Raw genomic sequence first — 16625 nt, forward strand, 5'->3', positions numbered from 1 at the left:
AACAGACAGGAGGGAAAGGAATGAAAGCGATCAAGTGGCTTAACCGACATGCTGAAGAGGTTCTTCTGGTGGCAATGCTCGTGGTCATGCTTGTTGTGGAAATCGCGCAGATATTCATGCGCCGCGTCATGGGTTCGTCCCTTTCGTGGGCGGAAGAGGTCGTGCGGTATCTGTTCGTATGGTCGGGCTTTCTCAGCATCAGCTTTACCATTCAGAATCAATCAGCCATGCGCCTTACCATGCTGGTCGCCGCGATGCCGCGCATGGTGCGGCACATATGCATCGCGGTGGTGTATATCGCGCTCACAGCATTTTTCGGGTATATGGCGGCGGTGGCGGTGGTGCAGCTCGGCTCCATGCACCAGACGAGCGCCGCGCTCGGCATGCCGATGGTGTACGTCTATCTAGCCCCCGTGGTGGGCTTTATCCTGACCACGGTGCGCAGTATTCAGGCGCTCATCGTCGTGTTCAAGGGCCTTGGCAAAAACCATACGCACGATATTGTCATCAACACGAAACCTGAGGAAGGGGGCACGGTCTGATGGTAGGCGCAATTTTTGCCGGCATGCTGGTGCTGCTGGTGCTCGCGGTCCCGATCTGTGTCGTGATCGCCATGATCTCTCTGATCCCCTACGGGCTTGACCCCACCTTTGCGGCCAGCCCCATGTTCATTCTCCGGCAAATGGTTTCCGGCTTGGATTCCATCACCCTGATCGCCATTCCGATGTTCGTGCTGTCGGGTATCATCATGGCGCGCGGCGGCATATCCAAAAAGCTGTTTAACGTATTCTCCTATTTTATTGGCGATAAGACCGGCGGCCTGCCGTGCGCGGCGGTCATCACCTGCCTGTTTTACGGGGCCATTTCGGGCTCCGCGCCCGCGACCACCGCGGCGGTCGGTGCGATGACCATCCCGATTCTGGTCAGCCTCGGCTATGACCTGACCTTCTGCGCGGCGCTCGTCGCTATCGCGGGCGGATTGGGCGTCATTATTCCCCCGTCCATTCCGTTCATCCTGTATTCCATGAACTCAGGCGCTTCGGTAGGCGCGCTGTTCATGGCCGGCATTTTGCCCGGCATCCTGATCGGCGTTTGCCTGATGGTTTATTCCGTCTTCTACTGTAAAAAGCACGGCGAGGATAAGGAGAAGCTGCGCGAAAACATCGCGGAGCTTCGCCAAAAGGGCTTTATTAAGGTGTTTATGGAAAGCTTCTGGGCTCTGCTCAGCCCGGTCATCATTCTCGGCTCAATCTACGGCGGCATCTGCACGCCGACCGAAGCGGCGGTCATCTCGGTCGTGTACGCGCTCGTGATCTGCCTGTTTGTCTACAAAACGCTAAAGCCCCGTGAGTTGTACGCCGTTTTACGCGAGGGCGTGGAAACCTATGCGCCCATCTTGTTCATCCTCGGCGCGGCGCAGGCGTTCAGCCGCGTGCTCACGCTGACGCAAGCGCCCCAGCAGCTGGCCGAGGCCATGGGCTCGGCGATCAGCTCCAAGGTTGCGCTCATTCTACTGATCAACGTATTCTTGTTGTTCGTCGGCATGGTGATGGACACCGGTCCCGCTATTCTGATTTTGACCCCCATCCTCGTGCCCATCGTCACGGCGGCGGGCATTGATCCGGTACATTTCGGCGTTATTATGATCGTAAACCTCGCCATCGGCTTTGTCACGCCGCCGATCGGCAACAACCTGTACGTCGCCTCCACCCTGACCAAGCTGCCCGTAACAGCGATTGCGAAAAAGGCGGTGCCGTTTATGGCGGCCTTCTTCATCGCGCTACTAATCATCACCTTTGTGCCGCAGGTCTCCCTGCTGCTCGTCCAGTAAAGGAGGGCCGGAAATGATAAAACGATTGCGAAAGCTTACCGCGCTGCTGCTTACCGGCGGCGTAACGCTCTCCTGCGCCGCCTGCGAACCGCTGAACGCGGTCGCGAGCCCGGATAAGGAAGGCAAGCTGGTCGTCAGCGTCGCCTATGATTCTCAGCCGGATTCCGTCACCGGCATCATCGCCACCAGCCTTGCGGAAATGCTGGAAGAGAAAAGCGGCGGCAAGATCACCGCGCATGTATACCCGTCCGGCCAGCTCGGTTCGGACAAAGAGCTGATTCAAAGCTGTATTTCGGGCGATGTGGAGTTTGTCGTGCAGAATCACTCGGCTCAGGTAAACGATATCACGGGCGCAAAGGTGCTCGATATGCCGTACTTATTCCCCAATATTGAAATCGCGCGCCAAACGCTGGACGACCCCGAATTTCGCAAGGTGTACGACGCGCTGTATCCCGAAATCGGCTTGAAGCTGCTGATGATCTCGGACATGGGCTACCGGCAGACCTCGTCGAACCGCAAATTACAAACGCTGAACGATTTTAAAGGGCTGGACATCCGCACGATGGAAAACCCCATCCATCTGGCGCTTTGGAAGGCGCTCGGCGCGAACCCGACCCCGATGAACCGCGGCGAGGTGTTCCTTGCCCTGCAACAGGGCCTGCTCATGGCGCAGGAGGACCCTTACGTGAACTTTCTCCTGAACAACTATCAGGAGGTTCAGCAGTACGCGGTCGCGACCAACCACCTGTTCCACGACATCACCGTGATCACGAACGACCGGTTTTATCAGGAGCTGCCGGAGGAGTACCGGAGCTGGATCGACGCCTGCTGCACCGAATTGCTTCCCATCTCCCGCGAGCGCTCGGACAGCATCAACAACGAACAGGATCTGATCGACGCGGGCATGGAGGTCGTCCATCTGTCGGACGAGGTATTCAACCAGATCTCCGCGATTGAGGAAGAACAGGTCTGGCCCATGATTCGTGAGCAGGTCGGCGACGAACTGACCGACGCATTGCTGGACGCGGTCGACCGAGCCAAGATCAAATGCGGTTACGAGGAATAAAAAGCCCCCGCGAGAGCGGGAGCTTCTACAAAAGCGTCATAAGAACAACGAGGATTCATCGGGCGTTACCGTGGTAAACCGTTCGCGAAACGCCTGCGGATGCAGGCCGATGTGCCGCATAAACAGCTTGGTGAAGTGGTAAGGGTTTTCATAGCCCACCTGCCGCGCGATCGCGCTGACCGAATGCGTCGTGCGGATCAGCTGCCACTGCGCGTCGCTCATGCGGCGGCTGATCTGATAGTTGATCGGCGAAATGCCGAACTCTGTTGTGAAAAGGTGCGTCAGATAGCTGGCGCTTACGTGAAAGTGCGCGGAAAGCTGTTCCACCTTGATCACGGTGCGGTAGTTCTTATCGATGTAATGCAGGATGTCGAGCGCAATCTGCCTGCGTGCGGTTTCCTTTCGGGTAGGCTTAGCGTGGGAATCGTTGTGCTCCACCATACGGTGCGCGATCAGCAGCAGCGACAGGCTCAGCATGTGCGTCAAATCGTGTGTGTAGTGGCTGGCCGCGTCCTGCGTATAGGCGGCAAGGATTCGTTCCAGCAGCAGCCGGATCGTCTCCCCCGCCTCGCCCGCCGCGTAGTACGGATAGGTCTTGGGCGAAACGATGTAGCCGGGCGGCACATTATCCAGCTTGACCCCCGTCATCGTGAGCGTCCATGCATCCAGCGCATCGTTCGGGTCGGAAACAACCGAATGCACCGTGTCGGGATTGATAATCAGTAAATCGCCCCGGCTCGCGTGGAACACCGAATCGTTCACCGTGTATATCCCCTGTCCACCGGCGATATAAATGATCTCCGCCAGCGCCTCGTGGGAATGGAAATGAAACACCCAGTTTGGGTTGCCAAATACGTGGGTAATCTCGGTCACTTGAAAATTCGCGTTATCCGCAAGGAACGTGGAAGGCTGTTTTTCAAAATGCAGCTTGATCACGGCGCTTCCCCCCTCTCCGGCTCCGGCCGTTACTTGTTCATTTTATTGTATTGCATCTTGTGCGGGCCGTCAAGCCCGGACTCATGTTAAAAAGGAGCAGAATACTCATGAAAAAATCGATCTGTATAGAAAAAATATTTTTAGAGCACGACTTTTACGACCGCTTTGCCAAGGTGGCCGAAGCAGGTTTTCAGTATGTTGAATTTGGCTATTGGCCGGGCCGCGACATCGACCGCATCAAGGCCGAATGCGACAAACACGGGCTGACGGTCACCACCTTTTCGGCAGATTTCAAGGCTTCGCTGATCGTGCCAAAGGATCGCGCGGCATTCCTCGACTATCTGGCGCAGTCCATCGAGGTCGCCAAGACCCTTGGCTGCCAAAATCTCGTCATTCATTCGCAGGCCATGGACGATACCGGCGCGTTTACCAGCGACGGCAGCGATCTGGACGAACCGGTCAAGCTTTACAGCGCTGCGCTGACCGCGCAGGACGCGGCGCGCATGGCCGAGCAGGCTGGTGTAACCCTCGTACTAGAAGCGGTCAACAACATTTCAAAGCCCGGCTACTACATGACCAGCTGCCGCTATACCGGGAACCTGTGCAAGGTGGTCGGATCGCCAAACCTAAAAATACTGTATGATATCTGGCACATGCAGCAGATGGAAGGCAACATGGTCGCCAATCTGCGCAAATACGCGGACGTACTCGGCTATATTCACGTGGGCGACTGTCCGGAGCGCCACGAGCCGGGCACCGGCGAGATCAACTTTGATAAGATCAAGCATGTCGTCTGTGACGAGCTCGGCCTTGATATCGTTTGGGGCTTTGAGCTCGATCCCGAAATTTCTTCAGCCGACTGCGTGCAAAAGCTCGCGGCGTTTTAAAAAAAGGAGGATATTATCATGATCGTTACCATCGCCCGTCAGGTCATCAAGCCCGCCTGCTTCGACGCTTATCATGCGCTGGCGGCAGAGCTTGCCGAAAGCTCCCGCGCCGAGCCCGGCTGCGCCGGCTATCGCTCGGTGCAAGCCGAGGAGGACAAGCGCGTGCATCTGTTCATCGAATGCTGGAAGGATCAGGCCGCGATCGATACCCACGTCGCGACAGAGCACTTCACCCGCATCGTGCCGCAGTTCGCCGCCATGTTTGATGATGCCGAATTGGTCACCCGCTATCAGGTGCTTGCCTGATATGTCCGTCTCGACACGCACCGGATTGATCGCGCTGCTGGGCCGCCCGCTGGGCTTTACACTCGCACCCGCCATGCAGAACAGCGCGTTTCGCGCGCTGGGCATGGACGCACTCTACCTTCCTGTGGAGTGTGAAGCGGACGATCTGCCCGTGCTGCTCGCAGCATTCCGCCGCATGCCGTTTATCGGGCTGGCCGTCACCAAGCCGCTCAAGATCAGCATCCTCCCCTATCTGGACGAATCGGACCCGCTGGTCGCGCAAATCGGCTCGTGCAATACGGTTTGTTTCAAAAACGGGCGGTGGACCGCCCACAATACGGACGGCGAGGGCTTTGCCGACGCCCTCACCGGAGCATACGGCGATATCCGAGGCGCCACACTGCTGGTTCTGGGCGCAGGCGGTGCTTCGCGCGCGCTGTGCTTTGCCTGCGCGGCAAGGGGCGCGGGGCGCATCCTACTTGTGAACCGCACGCTGGAAACCGCACGCGCGCTTGCGCAGGCGGTGAGCCTCCGCTTCCCTATTCCATGTGAAGCATTGCCTTGGGGCGAGCTTTCATCCGCCCTGCCTATGGCCGATATCCTGATTAACGCGACCGGCCTTGGCATGGAGCCGCACGTGGGGCAAACCCCGTTGCCCGCCGCGCTGCTTTCACCGCGCCTGTTCGTGTGCGACCTCGCCTACCGCCCGGCGCGGACCCGGTTGCTTGCCGATGCCGAGGCGGCGGGCTGCCGCACTATGAACGGGCTTGCCATGGCCGTTTATCAAGGGGCGCGCCAGATTAAGCTATGGACGGGGTATGACGCCCCTATCGGCTTCATGTCCGATACCCTGCGCCGCCTCTCCGGATGCGAAGGAGATCGCCTGTGAAGCAATATGGCCGACTTTATTTTGCGTTCCTGCGGCTGGGCGCCTTTACCTTCGGCGGCGGGTTGGCCATGCTGCCGCTGCTACAACACGAGGCCGTGGAGCGCTATGGCTGGGCGACGGAAGAAGAACTGATCGACATGTACGCCGTCGCGCAGTGCGCGCCGGGTATTATCGCCGTTAATACCGCCGTCTATGTCGGCAGCCATGTAGCGGGAGTGCCCGGCAGTCTTGCCGCGGTGCTAGGGCAAATCACATCGCCCATCTGTCTGATCACCTGCATCGCCTTCGCCTTTCAGCATCTGACCGAGCAGCCGCTTTTTCAGCACGCGCTTGCCGGCATACGCGCCATGGTGTGCGTCTTGTTATGTAACACCGCTTGGCGCATGGGCCAAAAAAGCTTGGTGGACATTCCGACCGTGATGCTCTGCGCCGCCGGGGTCGTCCTGTCCCTACTGCTGCATGTGCCGCTGATCGCGGTCATGCTCGGGGCAGGGCTGCTTGGGCTGCTGCTCAAAGGGGGAAAGCCTTCGTGACCTGCTTCACCTTGTTCTGGACGTTTGCCCGGATCGGCCTATGTACGCTGGGCGGCGGGGCGGCCACGATCCCCTATTTGCTGGAATTGCCGGCGCGATTCGGCTGGACCTCACCCGAAGAAATGGCGGTCATCATCGCAGTAGGTGAAAGCGCACCCGGACCGGGCGGCGTGAACATGGCCGGCTATATTGGCTTTGAAGCGGCCGGTCTGCCCGGCGTCTTGTGTGCGGTTGCGGGACTGTGCGTGCCAAGCTTGATTCTGGTGAACCTGATCGCCGCCTTTTTGCGCGACTTTAGCAAGCACCCCGCCGTCACACGCTTTTTCTACGGCTTGCGCCCCGCCGTTGTGGCCGTGATCATCAGCGCGGTATGGGGACTGATGCAGATCAGTTTATTTGTTGACGGTACCGCTCATCTGCCCGCGTTCGTGATCTTTGCGGCCGGTTTGGTCATAACCCACCTGCCCCGCACCAAAAGCGTACACCCGTTGGTATTGGTCTTTTCCGCCGCCCTGTTCGGCATGATTTTCAGGATATAATAAAAGGCCTTTTGCAAAATAAAAAAACACTCTAAAACTTGTCATTCTGAGGCGTAAAGCGACGAAGAATCTCGCGCGAGCGCGCGATTCCCACACATCTTCCGCGTGTTCGTGTGAGATTCTTCACTTCGTTCAGAATGACAATCGAGTGTTTTTTTGTTTTGCAAAAGACCCTTTTGTTAACTCTTTTGCAGCATGATATGGATGAACGCGCGCTGGCCGACCTCTTCAAGGCCGAAACCGAGCGCGATGCTGTAGCCGTTCTGGTAATAATACAGCATGGTCTGGCCGTCGCCCTCGCTCGCGTTCACAACGCGGAAGCCGTTATCCTCAAGGCAGCCGATATACCCGTCCACAGCCACCTCCACGCCGGTGGAAATGCTTCGCAGGTCGTAATAATAATGCTGAATGCCGTCGGTCAGGTTCTTGCTGTAAACCGGCGCGCCGGTATAAGCGCCGTAATCGGGCGCGGGATAATAGCCGTCGTAGCACGCGACCTTGGAGTTGACCTGCGAGGCCTGCCCCGTCAGATCGGCAAAGCTTTTAAGCGAGCCTGTGCCCAGCTCATCCAGATAGTACGCCGGAATGGCGAGATTCAGATTCTGTCCGCCGTCGATATAGGCGGAGGTGATACCGATCAGCTCGCCCGAGGCGTTAAGCAGCGCGCCGCCCGAGGAACCGTGCGAGATCGCGGCGGTGGTTTGGATATAATCCATGCCGCTGATCGTGCGCTTGGCGTTGGAAATGATGCCGTCCGACAGGGTGTTGGAAAGGCCCTGCGGGCTGCCGATGGCGTATACCTTGGCGCCGGTGGCAAGGGACGTGCTGTCGCCGATCGAGACCGGCGTAAAGCCCGAGCCGTTCACCTTGATACGCGCCAGATCGAGCTCCTCGTCATAGGCGTAGACGCCTGAAACGTCGTACACCTTGCCGTCCGCGGTCTGGATTTTGGCGGAAGCCGCCCCCTCGATCACGTGATAATTGGTCACGGCTTCGCCCGACGCGGTGAGGAACACGCCGCTGCCGGCGGCGGTGGCGTTGCCCGCCTTGTCATAAATCTCGATATAGAACACACTGGGCGAGCACTTTGCGAAAAGGTCCTCGCTTGAAAGCGACGTATCTTCCTTTTTCAGCAGCGTGATGCTTTTGCGCAGCGATTTGTCCGCCATGCGCGTGACGATCGCGGCGACCTCGCCGCGCGTGATGTTGCTGGAGGGCTGGAACCGGCCGGAGGAATCCGACCCGGTCAGCACGCCCGCGCGGTACAGCTTATAGACCGAAGCTGCGTACATGCTGGCGGAGGATACATCCGGGATCGCGCCGTCCTCCACATCGTTGATGGCGGGCAGCGCATCATCCGGCAGGGCGGCGGCAAACAGCACGGCAAACTGCGCGCGGGTGGCGTTCGCATCGTAGTTTGCGTAGTCGGCCGCGATAATGCCCTCCCGCAGGGCGTAATCCGCATAGGTACGGTACCACGGTTTGGAGGAAGAAAAATCCGCTGCGCCGGTCTCGTAAATACTTCTCAGGCAAGCCGCCAGCTTGACGGCCTCGGCCAATGTCAGGTCGTCGTCCGGCGCAAAGGTGGTGGCCGTTGTGCCATTGATCAGGCCGTATTCGTACGCCGTTGCGACGTTGCCCGCATACCACGCGCCCACGGGCACATCGGTAAACTGGCCTTGTACATAGCTTTTCGCAGCCGTAAAATTCTCATACCCCGCGAAAGCGAACGGTATGGAGGCGACTGCCAGCAATGCCGACAGCAACAGGCTAAGCAGCTTCTTTTTCATGGATTTGCTCCCTCCTTATATCCCCATTCTGACCGACGCCTGTGGTTTTTCTGTGAACGGGATATGGGTTTTCTGCGTTTTTATCCTTGGTACGCCGCGACGATCTCCCCGATATACATCGTGTGGAAATCATGGTCGCCGTACCACTTATCGATCGTTTCCTGCTGCAGGATATCTTCGGGCGCGATCTCGCTCTTGCAGCGCTTGCGGCAAACAAGCACAAGCTTCGCCTCTTCAAACGTGGGCTGGCCCTCGACAAACACCGGCGTTAGGCCGCTTTCGTGCATCTTGTCGATCTCGCGGCCCGATTTGGAACCCAGCGTATTGAGCGCGTCGCGGTGTCCGTCCTGTAAAAAAGTGATGGTAAAATACTCGCTGTTATCAACAAATTCCTTGGTATAGCGGCTGTGGCGGATATACGCGGTCACCGAGGGCTTGCCCCAGATCACGCCGACGCCGCCCCAGCTCGCGGTCATGGTGTTCCACTTTTCCTCCGTGCCCGCGGAAATCAGCATCCAATCCTTAGCGAGCAGGTCGAATACGTGCATGGCTTGCTTTGTAATATCGATTTTGGTAAGTGACATAAAAATACCTCCCACTACTGTTAGTTAGGAATTAGGAATTAGTAGTTAGGAATTGCGGTATCGGCCGTCGGCCGATCATTTTAATCGCGCGCAAAGCGCGCCCACGCAATTCTTACCACTAACGCCAAATTACTAATTACTAACTACTCATTACTAATTCTTACGGAGTGTCGTGCCTTCTCATCTTCATCTCCTGCCAATCCTCGCGGGAAATGAGAATCTGCCGGGGCTTGGAGCCTTCAAACGAACCGATGATGCCGCGTTCCTCGATCTGATCGATGATGCGCGCGGCGCGGGAATAGCCGAGCTTCAACCGCCGCTGCAGCATCGAGGTCGAGGCTTGGCGGCAATCCATGATCACGTCGATCGCCTCCTCGATCATCTCGTCCTCTTCCTCGCCCGGGTCGCCGGAAGAAGAGCCGCCCTTGGAATCGGCCTGCTCCGCTTGACGCTCGATGTGCTCGAGTATCTCTTCATCATATTCAGCGGTGCTTGTCTCCTTGATATGCGCGATCACGGCTTCTATCTCATCGGACGAAATAAAGCAGCCCTGCACGCGCGTGGGCTTGCCCTCGCCAAGGGGGGCGTACAGCATATCACCCTTGCCGATCAGCTTTTCCGCGCCCGTGGTATCCAAAATGATGCGCGATTCGATCTGGCTGGCGACCGCGAAGGCGATGCGCGAGGGAATGTTCGCCTTCATGATGCCGGTAATCACGTCCGCCGAGGGACGCTGCGTGGCGACGACCAAGTGCATGCCCGCCGCGCGCGCCTTCTGCGCGATGCGGCAGATCGAGGTTTCCACCTCCTTGGCGGCGACCATCATCAGGTCGGCCAGCTCGTCGATAACGATGACGATCTGCGGCAGCACCTGATACTGATCCGGCGTGCCGCCCTCTTCCTTTTCGGCCTTTTGGCGCTCGGCGCGCATCAGATCGTTATAGCCGACAAGGTTGCGCACCTGATGGTCGGCAAAGAGCTTATAGCGCCGTTCCATTTCGCCCACCGCCCAGTTGAGCGCGCCCGCCGCCTTGCGTGGGTCGGTCACGACCGGGATGAGCAGGTGCGGCACGCCGTTGTAGTTGCCCAGCTCGACCATTTTGGGGTCGACCATGATGAGCCGCACCTCTTCGGGCGTGGACTTATACAAAAGCGAAATGAGCATGGAGTTGATGCACACCGATTTACCGGAACCGGTCGTACCGGCAATCAGCATATGCGGCATTTTGGCGATGTCGCCAATGACGGGCTTGCCCGTGATATCCTTGCCAACCGCGAAGGACACGCGGCTTTTGGCGCCCGTGAACGCGGGCGAAGAGATGCACTCGCGGATAAACACGGTGTTCACCGCCTTGTTCGGCACCTCGATGCCGACGGCGACCTTGTCCGGTATGGGCGCGATACGCACGGACACCGCGCCGAGCGACAGCGCGATATCATCGGACAGCGAGGAAATGCGCGAGATCTTGATGCCGCGCGGAATGGTCAGCTCAAACCGGGTGACCGACGGTCCGCGCACGATGCCGATAATCTGCGCGTCGATACCGAAGGATTGCAGCGTGTCCAGCAGGCATTCGGAGTTCTCCTGCAGCTCCCGCTCGGCTCCGGCGGTCGAAACGCGTTTGCCCGCCGCGAGCAGGTCCATCGGCGGATAGTCGTACACCGGCACGGGGGCCTTTTGGTTTTCGTCTATCGCCGCGCTCAGCGCGGCCTGCTCGTCCTCGGATATCTTTTCGGGTTTTTTGGGCTTATCCGCGGCAAAGGGCGGTTCGTCCTCGTCGGCCGGAGGCTGCACCAAATCCATGATGCTGGTCTGCTCGCCGGTCAGTTCGCCCCCCTCCATCGCGCGCAGGTATTCGTCCGGCGCAATGGGCTTTTTCTTCATGAGCGTCTCGCGCGGCGCATCCTCCGCTTCGGAAAGCTTGTCCGGCGGCGGCGGGCCCTCGTCGAGCGGGATATCGATGCTGGCCTGCCGCTTCTGCGCGCGCTTTTCCGCGCGCTGGGCCACGGCCACATGTACGTTGGGCAGCTTTACCGGGGCTTCGTAGCGCTCGCGCTCCTCCTCGTCCTCGTAATCGTATTCGGGCGGGCGGAGCATTTCCATTAGCGCCTGCGGCGTCACGCGGAAGGCGAGCAGCACGGCGGCCAGCGTCAGCAGCACCAGAATCAGCAGCGCGCCGACCGAGGAAAGCCCCCATTCCAAAACAATGTACAGCCCGCCCGAAAGCAGGCCGCCGGACGAACCTTTCATGCCTGTCTCGATCAAGTCGGACAGCGTTTCCATGGAAAAGGTATATTCATTTGCGTGGGTGAACGAATGCGCGATGCCGCCCACCAGCACGGGCAGCGCGCCAATGGCGGCGCCCCGCAGGCGCACCGGGCCCTTTTGCCGCACAAACAGCAGCACCGCAAGGCCCAGCAGGGCAAACGGCAGCACATATACGCCCCCGCCGATCAGCGCCCCCACGCCCTGATGCAGCGCGTGCAGGATGAAACCGTCGATCGGCAAAAGGCTAAGCAGCCCTAGCAGGCCCAAAAGCCCCCAAACCGCGCCCCACGCCGTACGGGACAGCATGCCCTGCGGCGCGGCGGGTTCGGGCTTTCTGCGCGGCGCGGCGCCTGTGCGCTTTGCCGCCGGTTTTTTCGTGGTGGTCTTTCTTGCAGCCAAGTGATCTTATCCTCTTTTCTCAGAGCGTTTTAACAAGGGTCACGACGATGGTGATCACACCGATCAGCGCGCAGTACACGGCGAACGGCCGGAAGTGCCCGCTCTTCGATACCATGCGCACCATTTTGATCGCGGCCAGACCGGCGATCATCGCGACCAAAATACCGACAATGTAGATATACAGCGGCACCGCGCCCGCGGCTGCCGGCGCTTTGATCGCGTCCGCCAGCTCCAATATGTTTGCGCCCAGCACGACGGGCAGCGACATGATGAACGCGAAGCGCACGGCGAAATCGCGCGAAAAGCCACGGAACAGGCCCGCGCAGATCGTGGTGCCCGAGCGGGACAGGCCGGGCAGCACCGCGAAGCACTGCGCCACGCCGACGAGCAGCGCGTCCAGCCAAGTGGCGTTTTCCTCGGTCTTGTTCTTATGCGGCGCTTTTTCAGAAAGCAGCAAAATGCCGGCGGTTACCAGCAGCAGCAGGCCGACGACCAGCGGCGAGGAAAACGCGGCTTCCAGTTTGGATTTAATGGGCAGGACCGCGAACATCGGCACGATGGTGAGCAGCACCATGATGACGAAGCGGCGGTACGGGTGGCCGTTGATTTTAAAGCCGTCCTTCACCCAGCCGAAGAACTCGACGAACAGCTCCTTGATATCCTTCCAGAACGCGACAACGACGGAAAGCAGCGTGCCGAAGTGCAGCAAAACGTTGAACAGCATGTAATCCGCCTCGACGTCGCCGCCGAACAGCGTTTGCGCCAGCACCAGATGGCCGGACGAGGAAACGGGCAGAAACTCCGTCAGCCCCTGTACCAGTCCCAGCAGGATCGCGAACCATAAACTCATTGATGTTTCTCCTCTCGATCGGATCAGTATCCATACGATTTCATTATAACACAGCATTTCTGCCTTTACCACCGAAATTTGCCGCAATAGGGGCGGCGCGGCGCCCGCCGCGGGGATGATGCGGCGCCCGCCGCAGGGGCAAAGGGGAGAGGAACACCTTGCGGTTTTCCTCTCCCCCTTGACCTCCACGCTTTTCCCTTGTGCATGACCGAGGCGGCGCGTGCCGTCCATTTGTTTTGCAAATTTTTTCCCACATTATGGTACCGGGTGCCCAGAGATTCAGTGGACGGATGCCTCCGCTCGGCCGGACCGGCCTGTTTCGCGCACCCACATGGTCAGATGCTTCGGATTCGGGCGAAACAGCAGATCTGGACTGCTACGCCAATTTTGAATACGGCTTCCGCCTTGGGGCTTTGCTCATGGCCGCGGTGTTCATGGAAAGCGGCACGGCCAACGCGGCACCGCAAAGCATCTAAAAAAAGTCCGCGCCCGGCGTAACGATACGCCGGGCGCGGGTGTTTTATCTGTTCTTTTTCAGCAACGCACTTAATACGCCGAACACCTTTTGCAGATCAATGGGCTTGGCGATAAATTCGTCCATACCGGCTTGCAGCGCCGCTTTCCGGTCCTCTTCAAAGGCGTTCGCCGTCATGGCGACGATGGGCACCGTCTTTGCGTCCGGCCGGTCGAGCGCGCGAATCGCACGGGTGGCCGCCATGCCGTCCATCACCGGCATTTGTATGTCCATCAGGATCAGGTCGTAGGTGCCGGGCTTTGCGGCGGCAAAGCGTTCGAGCGCCTCGCGCCCATTCTCCGCCGGGTCTATCTCCGCGCCGCTGCCGCTGAGCAGCTCTGCCGCGATCTCGCGGTTTAATTCGTTATCCTCCACCAGCAGAATGCGGGCAAACGAATAGTCTGCCGCGGGTATCGCATCCAACTGCCTGAATCGGCGCGGTTCCTCCTTGAGCGCGTATTTGCGCAGCATGTATATCAGGTTGGAGGTCAGCAGCGGCTTTGTGATAAACCCGTCGATGCCGGCGGCGTGCGCCTCCGCTTCGCATTCCGACCAATCGTAAGCCGAGATCAGGATGATGGGCATATCCGGCCCCACGCTGGCGCGGATGCGCCGGGCGGTCTCTATGCCGTTCATGCCGGGCATACGCAGGTCGAGGATGGCCGCGAAATAATCCCGCTCCGCCTCATGGGCGGCGGTGACTTCGGCCACCGCTTCCGCGCCGCAGCCCACACAGCGACAGGTCATGCCGAGCTCGCCCAGCCGCATCGAAACGCACTCGCAGGTGATGGGGTCGTCGTCCGCAACCAATATGGGCAGCGCCGTCAGCTCGCGCACATCGGGCATATCCTGCTCGCGCAGTCTCAGCTGTATGGTCACGGTGAACCGGCTGCCCCGGCCAAACTCGCTTTCGGCTTTGATCGTTCCGTTCATCATACGCACGATGTTATCGCAGATCGCCATGCCAAGGCCGGTGCCCTGTATGGTGCGGATGTTCGGGTCCTCCGCGCGTTCAAAGGGCGCGAATACCTTGCTCAAAAACTCCGGCTTGATACCCACGCCGTTATCCTGAAAAACAAATTCATAAAGCCCGTAGCCGCTCGCCGGAGATACCTTCTCCGCGATATCCAGCACGATGTGCCCGTGTTCCGGCGTATACTTGACCGCGTTGGACAGGATATTTAAAAACACCTGCTGGATGCGCTGCATATCGCCGATCACCAATTCGTGCCGCAATTCATGCACATGCACGTCAAAGCGGTGGCCCTTGGCCGCGATCGCGGGACGGATGATGGTGCCCACGTTTTGCAGCAGGTCGCCTAGGCTGATCTCCTCCTCGGCCAACGTGATGCGGCCGCTTTCGATCTTCGCCATATCGAGCGTTTCATTGATCAGACTGAGCAGCAGCTTGGACGAGGCGCTAATCTTCTCCAAACAATCGAGCACACGCTCACGGGAATCGATATGCGCGCCGGCGATCGCGGTCATGCCGATGATGGCGTTCATCGGCGTGCGGATATCGTGGCTCATTCTGGATAAAAAGTCCGACTTCGCGCGATTCGCCACGTTGGCGGCGTGCAGCGCGTCCTCCAGCAGCTCGCGCTGCCGCTTGACCTCGCGCACCTCGCTCACATCCGTGCGGGTGAGCAGCAGCATGTTTCTCTCCCTATTATAATAGCTAAAGCGCATCTTTTTATCGCGCAGCTTGCCGTTTTCGGCCACCTTGCAATAAACGATATATTCGTCGTTCTCTTCCAGAATCGGCAGCACATTGGCCAGCATCAGGCTTTGGTTAAGCTCTTCGCGCTCGTCCGCCGGAACAAAGGCTTCGTGAAACGCGACCACTTCGCGCTCATAATCGTTACTGGCCAGCGGCGGCGTGGGCGTGCCGTTTTCTTGGTTGGCGCTATACATCACATAGCTGTTCCGGTCCGCGTCGATATAGACCACATAGTCGTATTCCGCGCTGACGGCGGCCTCCACGATATGCGCCCGTTTCTGGCTGTCGATATATTGGCTGGTCAGCAAAACGCGGCCCGCTCCGCTCTCGCCGTCGTCCAGCAGGTCAAGGAAGGCCTCGTGCCATTCAAATCCAAACGGCTGCCCGTTGAACCGCATTTCAAACGAAATATTCTTTCCCCCGCTTTTGGCAAAGGCGCGAAGCGCCGCAAGGGACAAGGTGCTATCCCATTTCTCCAAATCCGGCGGATACACGCTCGCCCGATACGACTGCTCGATCGTTTCGTAATCGATCTCGCTCCCGTTCAGTTGCTGCCGCGCGGAATCGTGCCATATCTTCACCTTCCCGGAAGCAAGGTCGATCTCCCAGATCGTTTGGACAAAATGACGCGCGCCGGCGACCATTTCGTGTATGCTCAAGCTCATCATGTCTTCCTCATTCTCTGTCCGTCTGTCTGCTGTGTCAGTGCGTTTCGCTGTCCAGTATCTCTTCTATCGCCTTAGCCACGCCGTCCATGGCGTTGGTCGCGGTGGTGCGGCGGCAGGCGGCCTTGACCGCGTCGGTCGCGTTGCCCATGGCGACCGGCAGCGCGACCGCGTGCAGCATTTCCATATCGTTTTCGCTGTCTCCAATGGCGGCGGCCCGGCTCAGGTTGGTGCCGAGCGTGCGGCACAGCATGCCAAGCGCCATGCCCTTATCCGCGATCGGCGAAATGATTTCGATGTTGTCCGACGCGGAGCTCATCACCCGCACGCCGGGGATGCTTTCAAGCTGGGCGCGCGCATAGCGCAGGTTTGCGTCGTCGCTCGAACGGACGAAGATCTTATCCACCGATAGGCGCTCGTTCGCGATATACTCGGCCACAGACGCTTCGACCTGCTTGGCGGCGAGATAGCCCTCGTTCGATTTATAACGGCCAAACTCGATCTCGTCATAAGGCGTGATGAGCAGGCGCTCGCCCGCGTAGACCATAGCGGTCATGCCGATGCGCTCCACCACGGCGGCTGCGCGCACCGCGGGTTCCCACGGCATCGAGATACGCACCGAGCACGTGCCGTATTCGACCGAGGACAGCGTCGCCCCGCCCGATGTGACCATGGTGTCGTCCGCGCCGATCTCGCGCGCGAACTCGCGCGCCTCCGCGCAGATGCGCCCGGTGGCAATCACCACGTGCACCCCCGCCTGCTTTGCCCGGCGCACCGCCTCCTTCGTTCGTTCGGATACCGTGTTGTCCGGCATGAGCGCCGTCCCATCCAGATCAAGCGCGATCAGATCAATTTCCCGCATAAAGCC

The 16625-nt window shown here is 59.1% G+C and carries 16 protein-coding genes; 9 read left to right on the forward strand and 7 right to left on the reverse strand.

The window, feature by feature from the left end; all coding sequences use genetic code 11:
* Positions 1-20 precede the first annotated feature (20 nt).
* The 3 genes from RWV98_RS16370 to RWV98_RS16380 are packed head-to-tail and all read left to right on the forward strand — an operon-like array spanning position 21 to position 2897.
* On the forward strand, positions 21-542 hold the full coding sequence (locus RWV98_RS16370; RefSeq protein ID WP_280963359.1) for a TRAP transporter small permease: 522 nt from the start codon (positions 21-23) through the stop codon (positions 540-542).
* On the forward strand, positions 542-1831 hold the full coding sequence (locus RWV98_RS16375) for a TRAP transporter large permease (RefSeq protein ID WP_280963358.1): 1290 nt from the start codon (positions 542-544) through the stop codon (positions 1829-1831). The genes RWV98_RS16370 and RWV98_RS16375 overlap by 1 nt, the downstream gene beginning before the upstream one ends.
* A gap of 13 nt (positions 1832-1844) precedes the next feature.
* The gene (locus RWV98_RS16380; RefSeq protein WP_280963357.1) at positions 1845-2897 is read left to right on the forward strand and encodes a TRAP transporter substrate-binding protein; all 1053 of its coding nucleotides are present in this window, start codon (positions 1845-1847) and stop codon (positions 2895-2897) included.
* Positions 2898-2933: 36 nt separating this feature from the next.
* Here RWV98_RS16380 and RWV98_RS16385 read toward each other — a convergent pair whose 3' ends face one another.
* Positions 2934-3833 (reverse strand): AraC family transcriptional regulator, encoded by a 900-nt coding sequence (locus RWV98_RS16385; protein WP_317862113.1) that lies wholly within the window; start codon positions 3831-3833, stop codon positions 2934-2936.
* A gap of 107 nt (positions 3834-3940) precedes the next feature.
* On the opposite strand from RWV98_RS16385, the gene RWV98_RS16390 reads away from it, so the two are divergent.
* The 5 genes from RWV98_RS16390 to RWV98_RS16410 are packed head-to-tail and all read left to right on the forward strand — an operon-like array spanning position 3941 to position 6966.
* Complete coding sequence (locus RWV98_RS16390; RefSeq protein ID WP_317862114.1) at positions 3941-4720, forward strand: TIM barrel protein; 780 nt, start codon at positions 3941-3943, stop codon at positions 4718-4720.
* A gap of 18 nt (positions 4721-4738) precedes the next feature.
* Complete coding sequence (locus RWV98_RS16395; RefSeq protein ID WP_280963354.1) at positions 4739-5026, forward strand: putative quinol monooxygenase; 288 nt, start codon at positions 4739-4741, stop codon at positions 5024-5026.
* Between the two features lies 1 nt (position 5027).
* On the forward strand, positions 5028-5894 hold the full coding sequence (gene aroE, locus RWV98_RS16400) for a shikimate dehydrogenase (protein WP_317862116.1): 867 nt from the start codon (positions 5028-5030) through the stop codon (positions 5892-5894).
* A complete protein-coding gene (locus RWV98_RS16405; RefSeq protein ID WP_317862118.1) occupies positions 5891-6427 on the forward strand; it encodes a chromate transporter in 537 nt (178 codons plus the stop codon). The genes aroE and RWV98_RS16405 overlap by 4 nt, the downstream gene beginning before the upstream one ends.
* Positions 6424-6966, forward strand: coding sequence for a chromate transporter (locus RWV98_RS16410; RefSeq protein WP_317862120.1), 543 nt, complete (start codon positions 6424-6426; stop codon positions 6964-6966). The genes RWV98_RS16405 and RWV98_RS16410 overlap by 4 nt, the downstream gene beginning before the upstream one ends.
* Positions 6967-7145: 179 nt before the next feature.
* Here RWV98_RS16410 and RWV98_RS16415 read toward each other — a convergent pair whose 3' ends face one another.
* The 4 genes from RWV98_RS16415 to RWV98_RS16430 all read right to left on the reverse strand — a co-directional run bounded on the left by RWV98_RS16415 (position 7146) and on the right by RWV98_RS16430 (position 12858).
* Positions 7146-8756 (reverse strand): trypsin-like peptidase domain-containing protein, encoded by a 1611-nt coding sequence (locus RWV98_RS16415; RefSeq protein WP_317862122.1) that lies wholly within the window; start codon positions 8754-8756, stop codon positions 7146-7148.
* Positions 8757-8836: 80 nt separating this feature from the next.
* Positions 8837-9340, reverse strand: coding sequence for a flavin reductase family protein (locus RWV98_RS16420; protein ID WP_317862124.1), 504 nt, complete (start codon positions 9338-9340; stop codon positions 8837-8839).
* 160 nt (positions 9341-9500) lie between these two features.
* Positions 9501-12008, reverse strand: a complete 2508-nt coding sequence (locus RWV98_RS16425; protein ID WP_317862126.1) for a DNA translocase FtsK — start codon at positions 12006-12008, stop codon at positions 9501-9503.
* A 19-nt stretch (positions 12009-12027) separates the two neighbouring features.
* Entirely contained in the window at positions 12028-12858 is an 831-nt protein-coding gene (locus RWV98_RS16430) for an undecaprenyl-diphosphate phosphatase (RefSeq protein WP_280963346.1), read from the reverse strand.
* Positions 12859-13148: 290 nt separating this feature from the next.
* Here RWV98_RS16430 and RWV98_RS16435 point away from each other — a divergent pair, with 290 nt between their 5' ends.
* Entirely contained in the window at positions 13149-13334 is a 186-nt protein-coding gene (locus RWV98_RS16435; protein ID WP_317862127.1) for a hypothetical protein, read from the forward strand.
* A gap of 44 nt (positions 13335-13378) precedes the next feature.
* Here RWV98_RS16435 and RWV98_RS16440 read toward each other — a convergent pair whose 3' ends face one another.
* Positions 13379-15757, reverse strand: coding sequence for a response regulator (locus RWV98_RS16440; protein ID WP_317862129.1), 2379 nt, complete (start codon positions 15755-15757; stop codon positions 13379-13381).
* A 37-nt stretch (positions 15758-15794) separates the two neighbouring features.
* Positions 15795-16619 (reverse strand): Cof-type HAD-IIB family hydrolase, encoded by an 825-nt coding sequence (locus RWV98_RS16445; RefSeq protein WP_280963342.1) that lies wholly within the window; start codon positions 16617-16619, stop codon positions 15795-15797.
* Positions 16620-16625: the final 6 nt, after the last annotated feature.

It is taken from the genome of Agathobaculum sp. NTUH-O15-33, assembly GCF_033193315.1.
In the GTDB taxonomy this organism is placed as follows: Bacteria; Bacillota; Clostridia; order Oscillospirales; family Butyricicoccaceae; genus Agathobaculum; species Agathobaculum faecihominis_A.

Coding starts and splice junctions, on each gene's coding strand:
- RWV98_RS16390 (WP_317862114.1), top strand. CDS start 3,941: ATGAAAAAATCGATCTGTATAGAAAAAATATTTTTAGAGCACGACTTT.
- RWV98_RS16440 (WP_317862129.1), bottom strand. CDS start 15,757: ATGAGCTTGAGCATACACGAAATGGTCGCCGGCGCGCGTCATTTTGTC.
- RWV98_RS16420 (WP_317862124.1), bottom strand. CDS start 9,340: ATGTCACTTACCAAAATCGATATTACAAAGCAAGCCATGCACGTATTC.
- RWV98_RS16435 (WP_317862127.1), top strand. CDS start 13,149: ATGCCTCCGCTCGGCCGGACCGGCCTGTTTCGCGCACCCACATGGTCA.
- RWV98_RS16430 (WP_280963346.1), bottom strand. CDS start 12,858: ATGAGTTTATGGTTCGCGATCCTGCTGGGACTGGTACAGGGGCTGACG.
- RWV98_RS16375 (WP_280963358.1), top strand. CDS start 542: ATGGTAGGCGCAATTTTTGCCGGCATGCTGGTGCTGCTGGTGCTCGCG.
- aroE (WP_317862116.1), top strand. CDS start 5,028: ATGTCCGTCTCGACACGCACCGGATTGATCGCGCTGCTGGGCCGCCCG.
- RWV98_RS16395 (WP_280963354.1), top strand. CDS start 4,739: ATGATCGTTACCATCGCCCGTCAGGTCATCAAGCCCGCCTGCTTCGAC.
- RWV98_RS16415 (WP_317862122.1), bottom strand. CDS start 8,756: ATGAAAAAGAAGCTGCTTAGCCTGTTGCTGTCGGCATTGCTGGCAGTC.
- RWV98_RS16370 (WP_280963359.1), top strand. CDS start 21: ATGAAAGCGATCAAGTGGCTTAACCGACATGCTGAAGAGGTTCTTCTG.
- RWV98_RS16380 (WP_280963357.1), top strand. CDS start 1,845: ATGATAAAACGATTGCGAAAGCTTACCGCGCTGCTGCTTACCGGCGGC.
- RWV98_RS16445 (WP_280963342.1), bottom strand. CDS start 16,619: ATGCGGGAAATTGATCTGATCGCGCTTGATCTGGATGGGACGGCGCTC.